The sequence below is a fragment of the Frigidibacter sp. ROC022 genome (assembly GCF_024723735.1).
Classification (GTDB): Bacteria; Pseudomonadota; Alphaproteobacteria; order Rhodobacterales; family Rhodobacteraceae; genus SLM-1.
The window spans coordinates 38,606-53,007 of record NZ_JANQDU010000003.1 but is presented as its reverse complement, the minus strand read 5'-3'; the positions used below and the strand labels follow the sequence as shown (position 1 = coordinate 53,007).

The following is a 14,402-nucleotide window of genomic DNA, read 5'->3' as shown; positions in this document are numbered from 1 at the left end:
AGATTGGATTTTGTGATGAGCGCGCTCGAAAAAGCCAATGAGCCGGGCCTGACGCCGCCGCCCAACGCCTATCTGACCCGGATCGGCATCGAAGCGCTGTCAGACTTTGCCGAGCGCCGCGACCGGCTGACCGATGCCCTGGAGAAGCTGGCCGACATCGGCGACGAGGTGACTTCGAAAGTCGCCGAACGGCTGAGCTCGCATCTGGATTCCCTGGAACCGAGCGTCACCATGATCGGTCAGGTCAAGGCCGGCAAGACCAGCCTGGTCAACGCGATGACCGGGATGCCCGACATCCTGCCCGCCGACGTGAACCCCTGGACCTCGGTGGTCACCTCGCTGCATCTCTCGGCAGCCGGCTTTCCCGATGCCACCCGGGCCCGTTTCAAGTTCTTCGGCGAGGATGACTGGCAGCGGCTGTTCAACCGCGGCGGCCGGATCGGCGAGCTTGCCGCCCGCGCCGGGGCCGAGGACGAACTGGAAAAGGTCCGCGCGCAGCTGACCGAGATGCGCGAGAAATCGCGCCGCCGCCTGGGCCGCCGCTTCGAGATGCTGCTCAGCCAGCAACACGACTACGGCTATTTCGACCGGCAGCTGATCGAGCGCTACGTGATCCTCGGCGACGATTTCGAGACCGAGACCGATACGAGCCGCAATCAGGGCCGCTTTGCCGACATCACCCAGTCGGCCGACCTTTTCATCGAGCGCCCCGACCTGCCGACGGGTCTCTGCATCCGCGACACGCCGGGGGTCAACGACACCTTCATGATCCGCGAGCAGATCACCATCCGGGCGATCCGCGACAGCCGGCTCTGCGTCGTCGTCCTGTCGGCGCATCAGGCCCTGTCGGATGTCGATCTGGCGCTGGTCCGGCTGATCTCGAACGTGAAGTCCCGCGAAGTGGTGATCTTCGTCAACCGGATCGACGAACTGGCCGACCCGGGCAAGCAGGTGCCCGAGATCGAAGCCTCGATCCGCGCCACCCTTGCCACGCATCAGGGGCCGGAGAACGCGCAGATCGTTTTCGGCTCGGCCTATTGGGCGAACCGGGCGTTGACCGGAGAGCTGAAGGGCATGGCCCGCGCCAGCGCCGACGCACTGGTGAACTGGGCCCAACATGCCGCCAAGGCCGCCAAGCGCGGCAGTTCGACCGAATCGATGATCTGGGAACTGTCCGGCGTGCCGACGCTGATGCGCGCCCTGTCCGAACGGATCGTCGAAGGCGAAGGCGCCGAAGCCATGAACCGCGCCGCGGCCCAGGCGCAGAACCTGCTGCGCGCCATGCGGGCCACCGTGACCGGCCCCCAGGGCGACGGCCAGTCTACCGAGGCCCGGCTGCCGGCCGAGACGCTGGCGGCCCGGCTCGATCAGATCGAGAGCGCGGCCCGCGCCGATCTGCGCGACCGCTTCTCCAGGATAGAGACCGAATTCGACCGCCGCCTCGAACGGGCCCATGCCAGCTTCCTCGACCGCGCCACGGCCTCGCTGATCGGGCATCTGGAGACCTGGGGCGAGAACGAGGTCTGGCAATACGACCCCTCGGCGCTGCGGATGCTGCTGCGCACGGCCTATCAGGTCTTCTCGGCCAATACCCACCGTCAGGTCCAGGCCGCCTATGACGAGCTGGCCGAAACCCTCGGCACGCTCTGGCGCGAAGGCTTCGACCATGTCGAATACGGCTTCCGCGTCGAACCGCCGACCGCGCCGCGGGTGCCTCCGCCGGTGCAGATCGGCCAGACCATCGCGCTCGATCTCAAGGGCAGCTGGTGGCGCCGCTGGTGGAAACGCCGGCGCGGCTATGACGCCTATGCCGAGGATTTCGCCGGCATGATCGCCGCTGAAACCAAGCCGATGGTCGATGACCTGTCGGCCGGGCTGGTCCAATCGATCGGCACCGAGGCCGACTCGGTCATGCAGGATTTCCTGGCCACGCAACGCAGCCTGATCATGAACCTGGCCGACCGCTCGGGCGGCGAACCCGAGGCCGACGACGCCGCAACCCGCAAGGCCGCGCAGCTGGATCGCCTCCAGGATGCCCTTGCCGCCTTTGCCGAATGACGGAGCCCCGCCGATGACCTATGACAGCAACGATTTCCCGCAGGCCAACCAGACCGCTCCGGCTGGCGACGCCGCGCCCGACACGCGGGAAGAGATGCCGGTCCGCAAACCCCGGATCGCGCTGATGGGCGAGTTCTCCGCCGGCAAGAGCACGCTGATGAACCTGATGCTGGGCCGCCCGGCGGTGCCGACCAAGGTGACGGCCACGCAGCTGCCGCCGGTCTGGATCGCCTATGGCGACTCGGCGCCCTGGCGCGAGGACCTGGCCGGCAACCGGCACCCGGTGGACCCCGAACATCTGGACGAGGTGCCGCTGCACGACACCGCCTTCATCCGGCTGTTTCTGGAAACCGAAGTGCTGGAGGTCTGCGATCTGATCGACACCCCCGGCATTTCCGATCCGAACATGCCGCCCGAAGTCTGGCAACGCGCTGCCGACGAGGCCGACGGCGTCATCTGGCTGACCCATGCCACCCAGGCCTGGCGGCAAAGCGAGGCGGCGGTCTGGGACGAGATGCCCGAGGGCCTGCGCCCGCGCAGCCTGCTTCTGGTGACCCGGTTCGACAAGCTGCTGAACCAGCATGACCGCGACCGCGTGCTGCACCGCGCCAGCCGCGAGACCGCCGGCCTGTTCCGCGCCGTGCTGCCGATCTCGCTGACCCAGGCGCTGGCCGCAGGCGACGACAGCGGCAAATGGGCGGACAGCGGCGGCGAGGCATTTTCGGACGCGCTGCTGGAGCTGATCGGCGAGATCGAGCAGCGGCTGCGCACCGAGGGCGTGCTGGAACGGGTCCGGCGCCCGGAGGTTGCCGTGGCGCCCGCTCCGGCCGGGGACATGCCGCAGGAGGCCCCCGCCGAGGACGCCGAGCCCGGACCCGGCCGGCCGATGCTGCGCGCGGTGGAGCCCGACGGCCTCACCCCGCCCAACCCCGGCGACGCCCTGCGCGCCGCCCTGCACCACACGCCGGCACCGCGCCCGACCACCGGGCTGCGGGTCGTGTCGCCGCCGGACGAAGGTGCCCCGCATCCCGAGATGCAGGCCGGCCCGGAACCGGCGCCGGCCGACAGCCCCGAGCCCGCGCCATTGGTGGCCATGCCCCGCCGCGTGGCGCCCAGCGGTGCCACCCGGCGCCCGCCCCGCCCGCGTGGCTAGCGCCCGGCCCCGGACCGAAAGGCACCGTCCCGGCCAGGATCGTCGCCCGCCTCGCGCAAACCCGTTCAAATCGGAAGCCAAAAGCCCTAGTCTGACCTCGACGGCCGGGCATTGGCGCCGGGCGGGCATCATGCTAGCGCAGGTCGACGGCGCGCGGCCCGCCCCGGAACCGACCCGCGCCGCAACGGTTGTTGGCTAGAGCAGAAAGAACAGGCGGCAGTATGGCTTACGGGTGCATGACCGATCAGCTCGACACGGTGCGCGAAGCGCTCCCGGGCTGCTCCGTCGTTGCCTTCGCCGATCTCTCGGCCGGGCTGGTGCTCTGCGTCAGCGCCACCCGTCGCCCGGCGCAGGAAGTGCTGGACCGGCTCTGCGACATGGCGAACGACCTGCTGAACGGCGCCGCCGCCCAAAGCGCCGTGCGGGTTCTGCACCCCGGCCCGGACGATCCCGCGGTCGCACCGGTCGACCGCGCCATCGCGATGCCCGCCGGCCAAAGCTACCTGTTCCTGCGGTCCGCCTCCGATCCGGTCGAAGCGCTCTGCTGCATCGGCAGCACCGCCATGGACCTCGGCGCCGCGGAAACCGCCCTGCGCCAGACCCTCGCCGGGATCGAGGCGCAGACATGAGCCAGGACCGGGACGACGACAAGGACCTGCACCGGATCGAGCGCAAGCTGACCCGGCTGGCGTCGGCGCCCGGCCCGATCATGGCCGAAGGGCGGCTGGTCGGCTCCGGCACAGGGCTGCTGGCGGCGCTGCTGAACGAGATCGACGAGACCGTTCTGGCGCGCCGGCTCGGCTTCACCACCGACACCGGCCTGCGGCTGTTTTGCGATGTCTACGGCCGGCGCCTGCTGGCCCTGCGGCCGCCGGTTCCGGAGGGGGTGGAAACGCTGCCCGGCGCCGAGACCCTGATCGACAAGCCGCTGGGCGCGCTGGATGCCCAGGGCATGGCGCAGCTCCGCACGATCTTCGAGACGGTCCTGAACGGGGCGACGCGGCTCTTTGCATCGAGTTCCGAACTGCCCGGCGGCCGCAACCCGGCAGTGCTGGGAACCGCGGCCAGCACCCTGGCCGCCGCATGGGACCTGACGCTGGATGCGGCGCCGCCGGCCGGCCCGCCGCTGGAGCTGTTCCACAGCGCCGCCGCGCCGCTGGCCCTGGCCTGGCTGCAGGTCTCGGACAAGACTGCCGACAAATGGGGCGGCGCTCAGGACGGGGTGGCGCGGCTCACCCGCTTTGCCGCCGAAACCCGGGCCAACCTGCTGGCGCCCGACCCCGATCCGACCGCCGGGCCGCGCTTCACCGTCCTCAGCCGGCAGGGCGACTCCGGCAATCTGATCATCGCCCAGGACGGCCCGACGGCGCTGGTCCTGCTGGTCCCGGCAGAGCGGCTGCCCCAGATCACCGACGCATGGCGGGCCGTGGCGGGCTGACCGGCCCGGCACCGCAACGCTTGACTCATGCGGCTTTCCCGCGCACTCAATCGAACATGAGTTTGAAACGTGATCCCGACTCCGACCGCGGCACCGTCCGCCGGATCCTCGATACCGCCGAGGCGCTGTTCGCCGAACACGGGTTGCAGGACACCTCGATCCGACAGATCACCCAGGCGGCCGAGGTCAACCTGGCCTCGGTCAACTACCATTTCGGCAGCAAGGAGAACCTGGCCGAAGCGGTCTTCGAACGTGCCGTGGCCCGGGTCACCGAAAAGCGCCGCCGCGACCTGGCCGGCGTGCTGGCCGAGGCCAGGGAGCGCGGCGAGCGGCCGGAACTCACGGCCATCGTCTCGACCTTCGTGGAGCCCTATCTGGGCGACGGCAACGACGCCCAGGGCACGCTCATGGCGCGGTTCATCCTGCTGCACCGGCTCTCGCCCAGCGAGGCCACGCAGCGGATCGTGAAGACCCATCTCAACCCCCTGGCCGCCGACTACATCGCCGCCTTCAGCCTGGCCTGCCCCGAGATTCCCGCCAACGAGATGACATGGCGCTATCTGCTGATGGCCTCGACCGTCGTCCTGACCGCCACCGAAGACCGCTCCAGGGACCGGATCGCGACGCTTTCGCGGGGCAAGCGTTCGATCAGCGACCGCGCCGCAACCCGCGACGCATTGGTGCGTTTCGTCGTGGGCGGCATTGTCGCCCCGGTGCAGGGGGGCTTCCGCCCCTTCCCCGAGCCCTGACCGGACTGGCCGGCGCCGACAACTGGTCGATCACCATCGCCTCCGGCCACCCGCCGGTGACCAAGGGCGTCTCGCTGCTGCACGATTTCTTCATCCCCGAACTCGACAAGCGCCCGGCGCCGAGATCGCTCACCTTGCCATGCATCGTCACGCCATCCGCCCCGCGATCCTCGCCATTCCCGCCTCTTTCATGGGTCTCGGCGCCCGGCCGACCGGGCCATGCTAGCGCCTGCACCGGCGCTGCCAAACGCATGTTCTAATCGGACGAATGAAATGCCGCCGAGCCCGGCCCGCGGTCTCAGTCCGGATCGCCTGTCCAGCCCGGAAACAGCGCCCGCGCCCGGGCCTCGGAATAGCGGCCCAGCCGCACGTCCTCGGCCACCGCGGCGGGATCGCGTTGCGCCGGATCGCCATAGCCGCCGCCGCCGGGGGTGCGCACCCGCACCCGGTCGCCCGGCGCCATCGGAATGTCCTGCGCCTTCGACAGATGCTCGGGCACCGTCACGCTGCCGTCGGCGCGGATCACCTCGACCCGGTTCACCCCGCCCGCCGCGCCGCCCAGGGCGCCCTGCGGCCCGACCCGGCCGTGATCCATCACGAAACTGGCCCGCGCCGTGCCGCGCAGCAGCTCGACCTCGTAATCCAGCCCGAAGCCGCCGCGCTGCGCCCCGGCCCCGCCCGACCCCTCGTGCAGGGCATAGCGCCGGTAGAGCACCGGAAAATTCTGCTCCATGATCTCCACCGGCGGGGCCTTGGAAATCCCGATCGTCGAGCAGCCATTCGACAGCCCGTCGCCCTGCGCCGAACCGCCATAGCCGCCGCCGGAAATCTGGTACATCACGTAGTCGCGGCCGCGTTCCGGGTCATGCCCGCCCAGTCCGAAATTGCCGCTGGTCCCCGCCGGCGCCGCCGTCACCCGGTCGGGCAGCGCCTGGACCAGCGCCGCAAAGACCGCCTCGGCGATCCGCTGGCTGACCTCGGCGGCACAGCCCGACACCGGGCGCGGATATTGCGCGTCCAGAAAGGTTCCCTCGATCCCGACCACCCGCAGCGGCTCGAAGGCCCCCGCCGACAGCGGCACGTCGGGAAACACATGCCGCATCGCCAGATAGACCGAGGACAGCGTCGTCGCCCGGACCGAGTTCATCGGCCCGGCGCAGGGCGCGCTGCTGCCGGCGAAGTCGAAGACCAGCGCCTCGCCCTCGCGCCGCAGCTGCAGACGGATCACCAGCGGGGCATCCACCACCCCGTCCGAATCCACCACCGCCTCCGAGACCCAGGGCCCCGGCCCGATCAGCGCCACCGCCGCCCGCATCTGCCGCGCCGCCAGCGCCCGCATCTCGGCGATCGCCTCGGCCACCGTGGCGTCGCCGTAACGGTCCAGCAGCACCCGCAACCGCTCGGCCCCGACCAGAAGCGCCGAGGCCTGGGCCTGCACATCGCCGATCCGCTGCTCGGCGACCCGGATGTTCGAGGCAATGATCTGGTAGATCTCCGGGTCCAGCACGCCCTTCTTGAACAGCTTCACCGGCGGCAGCCGCAGCCCCTCCTGTTCGGCCGAGATCGCGCTGGCCGAGAACCCGCCCGGCACCGCCCCCCCGGTATCGGGCCAATGCCCGGTGTTCGACAGCCAGCAGAAGATCTTCCCGTCGCGCCAGAACGGCGTGGCGAAACGCACATCCATCAGATGGGTCCCGCCCAGATAGGGATCGTTGACGATATAGATGTCGCCCGGCTCCGGCGCCCCTGTCTCGCCCCGCGCGATCCGCTCGATGATATGGCGGGTCGAGAACTGCATCGTCCCGACAAAGACCGGCAGCCCGCGCGCGCCCTGGGCGATCAGCGCCCCGTCCTCGGCGCCGTAGATCCCGTCCGAGCGGTCGTCGGCCTCGGCGATCACCGGCGAGAAGGCCGCCCGCGAGAAGGTCAGATCCATCTCGTCGCAGACCTGCTGCAACCCGGCCTGGATCACCGCCAATGTCACCGGATCGAGGCTCATGTCCTGCCCTCTTTGCCTTGCAAATACTCCGGGGAGCGCGAGGGGCAGAGCCCCTCGCCCGGTCGGCGCCGCAGGCGGCGAAACCGGCTCACCGCGCCACCTCGACGATCAGATTGCCGTCCGGGTCCTGCGCCACCCGGTCCCCCGGCGCGATCACCGTGGTGCAATCCATCTGCTCGATCACCGCCGGCCCGGTCAGCCCGGCCCCGGCGGGCAGGTGGTCGCGCCAGTAGACCGGGGTCTCGACCCAGCCGCCGAACCAGACCCGGCGGCGTCCGCTCCGCGCCGCCTCCAGGCTGTCGCGCCGGCCCGCGGCCTCGATCAGCAGCCCCAGGTCCAGCGGCGCCCGGCGCCCGATCACCGAACAGTTCAGGTTCACCAGATTGGCCCGGATCGTCGGCAGGCTGACGTGGAACCGGGCATGATAGGCAGCCTCGAACAGCGCCTGCATCTCGTCGCGGGTCACGCCCCGGCCCGGCAGCGCCACCCGCAGCAGATGGGTCTGGCCGACGAATTGCATGTCCGCCGAGAACTCGACCGTCACCTCCGGCACCGCGACCTTCTCGCGGCCGATCAGCCGCCGCCCTTCCGCCTCCTGCTCCGCCATGACCCCGGCCACGAGCGCCATGTCGACGCTGTCCAGCGGCCGGTTCAGCGTCCGCACGAAGTCATGCCGCAGATCGGCGACCACGCAGCCGAGCGCATTGGTGATCCCGGGCCGCGCCGGCAACAGCACCCGCGGAATCGCCAGTTCCGCCGCCAGGTCGCGGGCATGCAGCGGCCCGGCGCCGCCGAAGGCGAACAGCGCATAGTCGCGCGGATCGGCGCCCATCGAGATCGAGACCATCCGGATCGCCCCGGCCATATGGGTGTTGCCCAGCCGCAGCACCGCCTCGGCCGCCGCCTCGGGCGCCAGCCCCAGCGGACCGCCGATCTGCTCCGCCATGGCCTGCCGCACCTGCTCCAGCATGCCGCCGCCGAACCGCTCCGGCGGCAACCGACCGAGCAGCAGATTGGCGTCCGAGATCGTCACCCGCGTCCCGCCGCGCCCGTAGCAGATCGGCCCCGGATCGCTTCCGGCGCTCTCCGGCCCGACCCGCAACATGCCGCCGGCATCGACCCAGGCGATCGAGCCGCCGCCTGCGCCCACGGTCCGCACATCGACCATCGGCACATGGATCGGCATCGCATATTCGACCTCGATCTCGTTCGAGACCGGGGCCCGGCCCTCGCGGATCAACGCCACGTCGGTCGAGGTGCCGCCCATGTCATAGGTGATCAGATTGCCCAGCCCGGCCCGGCGCCCGGTCTCGACCGCCGCCATCACCCCCGAGGCCGGCCCCGACATCACCGATTTCACCGCCTCGCGCGCCACCCGGTCGGCCGAAACCATGCCGCCATTGCCGTTCATCACCAGCAGGTCCTGGGCATAGCCGCGCTCGGCCAGCTGCCCGGCCAGCCGCGCGACATAGCGTTCCAGCAGCGGCTGGACCGAGGCATTGACCGCCGCCGTCACCCCGCGCTCGAATTCGCGGCTCTCGCTCAGCAGCTGATGCCCGGCGGTGATATGGCCGTTGGGCCAGAGCTCCCGCGCGATCTCCAGCGCCGCCAGCTCATGCGCCGGATTGGCATAGGCATGCAGGAAATGGATCACCAGCGCCTCGCAACCCGCCTCCAGCAGCCGCGCCACCGCCGCCCGCACCGCTCCCTCGTCCAGCGGCGTGAGCACCCGGCCCCCGGCATCCATCCGCTCGGGCACCTCCAGCCGCAGATCGCGCGGGATCACCGGGGTGAAGCTGCCGGTCATGCCATAGGGCTGCGGCCTCGTCCGCCGCCCCAGCTCCAGCACGTCGCGGAAGCCCTCGGTGGTGATCAGCCCGCAGCGCGCCAGCTTGCGCTCCAGCACCGCGTTGGTGGTGGTCGTGGTGCCATGCACGATCAGGTCGATGCCCGCCAGATCCTCGCCCGCCGCCTCGAAGGCCGCCAGCACCCCGCCCGCCTGATTGGGCAGCGTCGTCGGCACCTTGGCCAGCCGCACCGCGCCGCCGGCACTGTCGACCACCAGCAGGTCGGTGAAGGTGCCCCCGACATCGACCCCCGCAACCCGCCCGGTCATCCGCGCCCCTCCCGAACCGTCGCCGCGCCGGCCCGCGCCCGGCCATCGGCGCGCCCGCATCCCGCTTCACCTTCCAGATATCCCCGCCGGAGACCGCCACCGCATCCGGCAGCGCCGCGGTCGGAAAACTGGACGACCCGGCCCATCTCAGACCCCCACATAGCGTACGAATTGCGGTGCCTCGGGCGTCAGCCCCGGGGCCGGCACCACCTCGGCCACATGGCCGCCGGTCATGAAGGCCACCCGGTCGGCCATCGCCAGCACCGCATCGACGCGCTGCTCGACCAGCAGCACCGCCACGCCCTCGTCCCGCAGCCGCAGCACCACCTCGCGGATCAGCGCGATCATCGAGGGCTGCAGCCCCTCGGTCGGTTCGTCCAGCATCAGCAGCTTCGGCTCCAGGCACAGGGCCCGCGCCACCGCCAGCATCTGCTGCTCGCCGCCCGAGAGCGTGCGCGACAGCTGGCCCAGCCGCTCGCGCAGCCGGGGGAACAGGTCGAGCACCCGCTCGCGGGTCGCGGCGCCCCTTCCCCGGGTCCGCAGACCGATGGCGATGTTCTCGGCCACCGTCATGTCGCCGAACAGCCGCCGGCCCTGCGGCACATAACCGATGCCGAGCCCCGGCACCCTGTGGGCCTCCAGCCGCTCGATCCGCTGCCCCTCCAGCGCCACCGTTCCGGCCTCGACCCGGACCAGCCCCATCACCGCCTTCAGCATGGTCGACTTTCCGGCGCCGTTGCGGCCCATGACGCAGGTCACCTGACCGGCGGGCACCTTCAGCGACAGCCCCTCCAGCACCCGCACCGGGCCGTAGCCGGCGGCGATATCGGCGATCTCCAGCATCAGTCCCCCAGATAGGCGGCCTGCACCGCCCTGTCGGCCCGGATTTCCTGCGGCGAGCCACGGGCCAGCACCTTGCCGAAGTTCAGCACCGTGATCCGCTGCGCCAGGTCCATCACCACATCCATGTTGTGCTCGATCAGAAGCACCGTCGTCGCCGGGGCCAGCCCCGCCACCAGCTCCTTGAAGGCCGCGATCTCGCCTTCGGCCAGGCCCTGGGTCGGCTCGTCCAGGATCAGCAGCCGCGGATGCAGCGCCAGCCCCATGGCCACTTCCAGCAGCCGCTGATGGCCATAGCTCAGCCTGCCCGCCAATGTCCCGGCCTCGCCCTCCAGCCCGACCCGCGCCAGCGCCTCGGGCACCTCGCGGCGCCGGTCGCCACCGCGCGACTGCACCGCCAGGCCGACATTCTCGGCCAGGCTCAGCCGGGCATAGACCGAGGTGATCTGGAACGTATAGGCGATCCCGCGCCGCACCCGGCGATGCGCCGGCAGCCGGGTGATGTCCTCGCCGGCAAAGCGGATCGTCCCGGCCTGCGCCGCGACCCGGCCCGACAGCAGGCCGACGAAGGTCGTCTTGCCGGCCCCGTTCGGCCCGATCAGCGCATGCACCTCGCCCGGCGCCAGGTCGAAATCGACCCCGTCCACCGCCTTCAGCCCGTCGAAATGCCGCACCAGGCCGCGCGCGTCCAGCAAGGTCACGGCAGCCATCGCAACCACCTCTCGCGCAGGCTGCCCAGGATCCCCTTCGGCGCGAACAGCACCAGCACCACCAGCGCCACCCCGACCACCATCAGATAGGCGTCGGTCAGCCCCGAGGCGATGTCGATCAGATAGAACATCGCCAGCGCCCCCAGGAACGGCCCGAGAACCGTCCCGGCGCCGCCCAGCAGCACGTAGAGCAGCGGCAGGATCGAATACTGGATCGTCGCGAAACCGGCCCCCACATAGCCGAACAGCCAGCCCCAGGCCGCCCCCGCCGCGCCCGCGTAGAGGCCCGAGATCGCCAGCGCCGCCAGCTTCACCCGGAACGGGTCGTAGCCCAGCATCCGGCTCCGTTCCTCGTTCTCGCGGATCGCCACCATGACCCGACCGAGGCCCGAGCGCACCAGCCCCAGATTCACCGCCAGCGCCACCGCGAACAGGGCCAGCGCCAGCAGATAGCGCGCCGCCTCCCCGGTCGGGTCGAGCCCGCCGATGCTCCGCGCCGCGGCAGGCAGGACAAAGCCCTCCTCGCCCCGCGTGTAGCCGGTGAAATAGAGGATCGTCAGATAGCCCGCCTGGGCGAACATCAGGGTCACGATCATGAACGAGACCCCGGCCGTCCGCAGCGCCAGCAGCCCCAGCCCGCCGGCCACCGCAGCGCCCGCCAGCAGCCCGGTGATCAGCGCCGGCCCCGCCGGCCAGCCGGCCAGCTGGATCGTCAGCCCGGTGCCGTAGAGCCCCGCCGCGAAGAACAAGGCATGGCCCAGCGACAGCAGCCCGGTATAGCCGAAGGCGATGTTGTAGCCCATCGCATAGACCGCCAGCACCATCACCCGCGCCAGATTGGCATGGTGATAGGGCGGTGCCACGAAATGCAGCCCCAGCAGTGCCGCCAGAACCGCCAGATGCAGCGACAGGATGCGGCCGGTATCGCTCATGCCGCACGCCGCCCGAACAGGCCCTGCGGCCGGAACACCAGCACCAGCGCCACCAGCAGCGTCGCCAGGATCTTCGCCAGCGTGGGCGAGAAGAACACCGACACCACGCCCTCGGAGACCCCGATCAGCAGCGCCGCGATCACCGTACCGCGCAGGCTGCCGAGCCCGCCGATGATCACCACGATGAAACTCAGCAGCAGCGGGTCGCCGCCCATCAGGTAATGGGCCTGCTGGATCGGCACCACCAGAACCGCCGCCAGCGCCGCCAGCCCGGCGCCCAGCGCGAAGACACCGGCATAGACCCGGTCGGTGTCGATCCCGAAGGCCCGCGCCGTCTCGCCGTCGATCTGGGTCGCCCGCATCACCAGCCCGGCGCGGCTCCGCGACAGCACCAGCCAGACCGCCAGCAGCACCACGACCGCCGCCGCCACCACCGCCAGCTTGTAGCCGGAATAGCCGAACCAGGGCAGTTGCAGGCGCAGGTTGAACGGCGCCTGCACCGGCCGGGCATCGGGGCCGAACAGGCTCAGCGCCGCCTGCTCGACGATGTAGAGCACCCCGATCGTCGCCACGATCGTCGCGTCGGGATCATAGCCGAGCCGTTTCAGCACCCCGAAATCCACCGCCGCGGCCAGCGCCGCAACCGCCAGCGGCGCCACCACCAGCGCCGCGGCAAAGCCCAGCGCCGGCGGCCCGGGCAGCGCATCGGCCACCATCCAGGCGATCACCGCGCCCAGCATGAAGAAGGCCCCATGCGCGACATTGACCACCCGCATCACGCCGAAGACCAGGCCCAGCCCGACCGCGGTCAGCGCCAGCACCGCCGCAGAGACCAGCCCCTCCAGCACCGCCAGCAGCAGATAGGGTCCGAAACTCACCGCGCGCCCCCTCCGGCAAGGCGCCGCGCGCCCGCCATCTTCGGGGCAAAAATACTCCCGCCGGAGGCTCCCGCGCCCGAAACGCGCGCAACGCCCGACGGGCCGCGCCACCGCCCGCCGGGGCGCCGGATCATTCTGCTATGCTCAGACAAGCGCCCGGTCCCTCGAACGGGGGCCCGCAGGCCCCCGACCCTTCCGCCACTGCGATCAGAACGACATCGTGGTGTAATCGACCTCGTCCGGGTAATCCCCGAGCGCGATCTCGGTCCGGTAGACCCGGTTCATCCGGCCACCCTCGACCTTCGAGATGTTCTGATGCCCGAAGACCTGGTGGGTCTTGCCGTTGAACACCTTGTCACCCTGCGGATGCTCGGCCGATTCCGCCATGATCGTCATCGCCTCGACCGCCTCGACCAGCGCCTGCCGGTCGGCCGGGCCCTGATAGTCCACCGTCTCCATCGCCGCCTTGATGACGAACAGCGTCTCCCAGACCGAGAACATATGCGCCACCGTGGCGACTTCCTTGGAATCCGTGATCGAGGCGCCGTTGTCGTCGATCCCCACCGCGGCGCGATAGGCCTTGGTGTGCTCGGTGGCATCGGCCTGCAGATAGCGGCAGTCGCCTTCCCAGAAATGGGTGCCCTCCAGGAATTCCAGCCCCGGCGAGGCCATGTCGACGGCTTCCAGCGAGTCGATGAAGCCGAAGATCTCGGGCCGCGCGCCCGAGCCGTAGAACTCGCCCAGTTCCTTGACGAAGGTCAGGACCGCCGGGCCGACCATGACGTGATAGATCACGTCGGTGTCGCGCGGGATCTGCGGGAAATAGCGGGTGAAGGAGGTCTCGGTCGGCGGGATCGCGATCTGCGCCACCACCTCGCCGCCCGCCGCCGCCATCGCCGGCACGAAATTGTCGCGGTGATCATAGCCGAAGGCGTAGTCCGGATAGATCATGGTGACCTTCTTGCCCAGCGTGTCGGAAACCCAGGGCGCCATCGCCAGGACCTGGCTCTTCACATCGGTGATGCCCGGTTGCAGGGTCCAGCGGTTGAGAATGCCGCTGGCGACATGGTGGCCTTCGGAACAGACCAGATAGGGCACCTTCAGCTCGCCCGCACGCGGCGCCGAACCGACGACGACATGGCTGAACAGCGGCCCGAAGACCAGTTCGCAGCCATCCTGGCTGACCAGCTTGTCGATCGCCTGCGCGCCGCGGGCCGGGTCGGTGCCGTCATCCTCGAACAGGATTTCCACCGGCCGCCCGTTGATCCCGCCGCCGGCGTTGACCACCTCCAGCGCGGCCATGGCCGTGCGTTCGTACCAGCGGCCATAGGCGGCGCCGATGCCGGTCCGGTGCAGCTGGAAGCCCAGCTTGATCGGCGCCGAGGACTGCGCCTGTGCAAATCTTGTGGCCAGTCCGGTCATGGCCGCGCTGGCGGCGAGGCCGCCCAGAACCGAGCGCCGCGACGGTTGAAGCCCGAGAAGCTTGGTCATCTCTGATGTTCTCCACTGTTGGCTGGCAGTCCTGGGCT

The 14,402-nt window shown here is 70.4% G+C and carries 12 protein-coding genes; 5 read left to right on the top strand and 7 right to left on the bottom strand.

Features of this window, described 5'->3' with window-relative positions; genetic code table 11:
* Positions 1-15 precede the first annotated feature (15 nt).
* The 5 genes from NUW50_RS11990 to NUW50_RS11970 all read left to right on the top strand — a co-directional run bounded on the left by NUW50_RS11990 (position 16) and on the right by NUW50_RS11970 (position 5,398).
* On the top strand, positions 16-2,058 hold the full coding sequence (locus NUW50_RS11990; RefSeq protein WP_258289374.1) for a dynamin family protein: 2,043 nt from the start codon (positions 16-18) through the stop codon (positions 2,056-2,058).
* Between the two features lie 13 nt (positions 2,059-2,071).
* Positions 2,072-3,211 carry a dynamin family protein gene (locus NUW50_RS11985; RefSeq protein ID WP_258289373.1) on the top strand — a complete coding sequence of 380 codons (1,140 nt, stop codon included), beginning with the start codon at positions 2,072-2,074 and terminating at the stop codon, positions 3,209-3,211.
* Positions 3,212-3,447: 236 nt separating this feature from the next.
* Positions 3,448-3,840 carry a hypothetical protein gene (locus tag NUW50_RS11980; RefSeq protein ID WP_258289372.1) on the top strand — a complete coding sequence of 131 codons (393 nt, stop codon included), beginning with the start codon at positions 3,448-3,450 and terminating at the stop codon, positions 3,838-3,840.
* Complete coding sequence (locus NUW50_RS11975; protein WP_258289371.1) at positions 3,837-4,649, top strand: hypothetical protein; 813 nt, start codon at positions 3,837-3,839, stop codon at positions 4,647-4,649. The genes NUW50_RS11980 and NUW50_RS11975 overlap by 4 nt, the downstream gene beginning before the upstream one ends.
* A gap of 56 nt (positions 4,650-4,705) precedes the next feature.
* Positions 4,706-5,398 carry a TetR/AcrR family transcriptional regulator gene (locus NUW50_RS11970; RefSeq protein ID WP_258289370.1) on the top strand — a complete coding sequence of 231 codons (693 nt, stop codon included), beginning with the start codon at positions 4,706-4,708 and terminating at the stop codon, positions 5,396-5,398.
* Between the two features lie 298 nt (positions 5,399-5,696).
* Here the strand turns inward: NUW50_RS11970 and NUW50_RS11965 are convergent, their stop codons facing one another.
* The 7 genes from NUW50_RS11965 to NUW50_RS11935 all read right to left on the bottom strand — a co-directional run bounded on the left by NUW50_RS11965 (position 5,697) and on the right by NUW50_RS11935 (position 14,364).
* On the bottom strand, positions 5,697-7,397 hold the full coding sequence (locus NUW50_RS11965; RefSeq protein ID WP_258289369.1) for a hydantoinase B/oxoprolinase family protein: 1,701 nt from the start codon (positions 7,395-7,397) through the stop codon (positions 5,697-5,699).
* Between the two features lie 88 nt (positions 7,398-7,485).
* Complete coding sequence (locus NUW50_RS11960) at positions 7,486-9,513, bottom strand: hydantoinase/oxoprolinase family protein (RefSeq protein WP_258289368.1); 2,028 nt, start codon at positions 9,511-9,513, stop codon at positions 7,486-7,488.
* A gap of 147 nt (positions 9,514-9,660) precedes the next feature.
* A complete protein-coding gene (locus NUW50_RS11955; protein ID WP_258289367.1) occupies positions 9,661-10,356 on the bottom strand; it encodes an ABC transporter ATP-binding protein in 696 nt (231 codons plus the stop codon).
* Positions 10,356-11,054 (bottom strand): ABC transporter ATP-binding protein, encoded by a 699-nt coding sequence (locus NUW50_RS11950; RefSeq protein ID WP_258290138.1) that lies wholly within the window; start codon positions 11,052-11,054, stop codon positions 10,356-10,358. The genes NUW50_RS11955 and NUW50_RS11950 overlap by 1 nt, the downstream gene beginning before the upstream one ends.
* Positions 11,051-11,995 carry a branched-chain amino acid ABC transporter permease gene (locus NUW50_RS11945; RefSeq protein ID WP_258289366.1) on the bottom strand — a complete coding sequence of 315 codons (945 nt, stop codon included), beginning with the start codon at positions 11,993-11,995 and terminating at the stop codon, positions 11,051-11,053. Before NUW50_RS11945 ends, NUW50_RS11950 begins: the two co-directional genes overlap by 4 nt.
* Positions 11,992-12,873 carry a branched-chain amino acid ABC transporter permease gene (locus NUW50_RS11940; protein WP_258289365.1) on the bottom strand — a complete coding sequence of 294 codons (882 nt, stop codon included), beginning with the start codon at positions 12,871-12,873 and terminating at the stop codon, positions 11,992-11,994. Before NUW50_RS11940 ends, NUW50_RS11945 begins: the two co-directional genes overlap by 4 nt.
* A gap of 207 nt (positions 12,874-13,080) precedes the next feature.
* On the bottom strand, positions 13,081-14,364 hold the full coding sequence (locus tag NUW50_RS11935; RefSeq protein WP_258289364.1) for an ABC transporter substrate-binding protein: 1,284 nt from the start codon (positions 14,362-14,364) through the stop codon (positions 13,081-13,083).
* Positions 14,365-14,402: the final 38 nt, after the last annotated feature.